Below are 1,558 nucleotides of genomic sequence, written 5' to 3'. Positions count from 1 at the left end.
GGTCGCGGTAGGAATAGCCGTTACCAGCTACCCCCCGCACAGATCCGGACGTGCGCGACTAACGCATCCGGCTCCTACCTCGGGTGTTTGGCGTAAAAGCGCTGCAAAGGATAAGGATGCACAATTCGGGGGGACGGTACCCATTTATTCACCAGCTGACTGTAACGCGACCACGTCATTTTGTGTCGCTGGCTTCGCCGTTTCAGTGACTTTAGCCACATCCGCTTCACTTCTTCCACAAATTGACACAATGCTCTGCTGTTGAAGGGGACACCATAGTAATTGATATGCCCTTCTACCACTCGTTTCAGCCATCGTCCCGTTTCTTCCGGGCGGTTATGCAGCCGTTGCCGCAGCCCCTGTTTTATTCGCTTCAGTTGGGTTTGACGCCGTTTTCGTTGGGTTTTGCGCATCACCGCATCCTTGCCCGTGTGTAATCGTCCTATATAGTGCGTAAATCCCAGAAAATCAAACGTCCCCGGCTTGCCCCTCTCCGGTCGCTCCTCATATTGCTTTAACGCAAAGCGCCCAAATCGCACCAGCCGGGTTTTCGCGGGATGTACCTTCAACCCAAACTGCATCAGACGTTGTTGTAGCAGGGATTGGCACGCCCGAGCATCCTGATGTTTCTGGAAGCCCAGTACCGCATCATCGGCATATCGGATCATCACTACCTCTCCCTGCGTCTGCTTTCGCCAGGCGTTGAGCCAGAGATCAAAGCTGTAGTGCAGGTAGATATTCGCCAGCAGTGGCGATATGACTGCACCTTGCGGTGTGCCACAATGCGACTTCTGGCGGTGTCCGTGTTCATCGACTATCCCCACCGTGACCCACTGCCTGATTAATCGCAACATCCGACCGTCCCTTATCCTGTGCTGAATAAACCGGATGAGCCAGTCATGCTCCACGGTATCGAAGAACCGACTGATGTCCAGATCCAGCACCCAATTGACTTTCCTCTCCATAATGGCCACATTCAGCGCGTCCAGTGCATCGTGCTGCCCTCTGCCTGGTCTGAATCCATACGAGAAGCCGAGAAAATCGGTCTCGTAGATTTGATTTAAGACCGTGACAGCCGCTTGCTGCACGATTTTGTCCTCCAGACACAGGATACTCAATGGTCTTTCTGTCCCGTCTTCTTTCAGGATCTTCACCTGCCTTGCTGGCTGGGGTCTGTATTGCCCCCGATGAAGTCTGCCGTGGAGCGCATGGAGGTTATTTTGCAGATTTTCCGCATAATTTTCCCATGTGATACCCTCGCAGCCCGGGGCAGAATGACGCTTAAGCTGCTGAAAACTCTGACATAACAGTTCTTCACTGAGGTGATGGAAAAGGTGAGTAAACTGTTGTTTCCTATCCTTCTTTGCTGCTTTTCGCACAGCCAGCAAGCGTAACGTCGTATTTCCCCGGCTCTGTGTCCGGATACGGGCGCACTGTTGGCTGTTCCCCTTGGTCGGGAGCCTTCCCTCCATCAATTCCGCCACATTGTTTTCTGTTTTGTTCACTGATTTCTCCGGTACTATACTCCCGTCCGACTTCCTGAACTCAATAAGGCCTC

The 1,558-nt window shown here is 52.8% G+C and carries 1 protein-coding gene; it reads right to left on the bottom strand.

What is annotated here, in order from left to right; all coding sequences use genetic code 11:
- Positions 1 to 74: 74 nt before the first annotated feature.
- Positions 75 to 1,550 (bottom strand): group II intron reverse transcriptase/maturase, encoded by a 1,476-nt coding sequence (ltrA, locus tag C5471_RS23185; RefSeq protein WP_166296565.1) that lies wholly within the window; start codon positions 1,548 to 1,550, stop codon positions 75 to 77.
- Positions 1,551 to 1,558 lie beyond the last annotated feature (8 nt).

The sequence above is a fragment of the Photorhabdus tasmaniensis genome (genome assembly GCF_011189505.1).
GTDB lineage: Bacteria > Pseudomonadota > Gammaproteobacteria > Enterobacterales > Enterobacteriaceae > Photorhabdus > Photorhabdus tasmaniensis.
The sequence above is the reverse complement of the archived record's forward strand: the minus strand, read 5'-3'. Positions and strand labels throughout refer to the sequence as shown.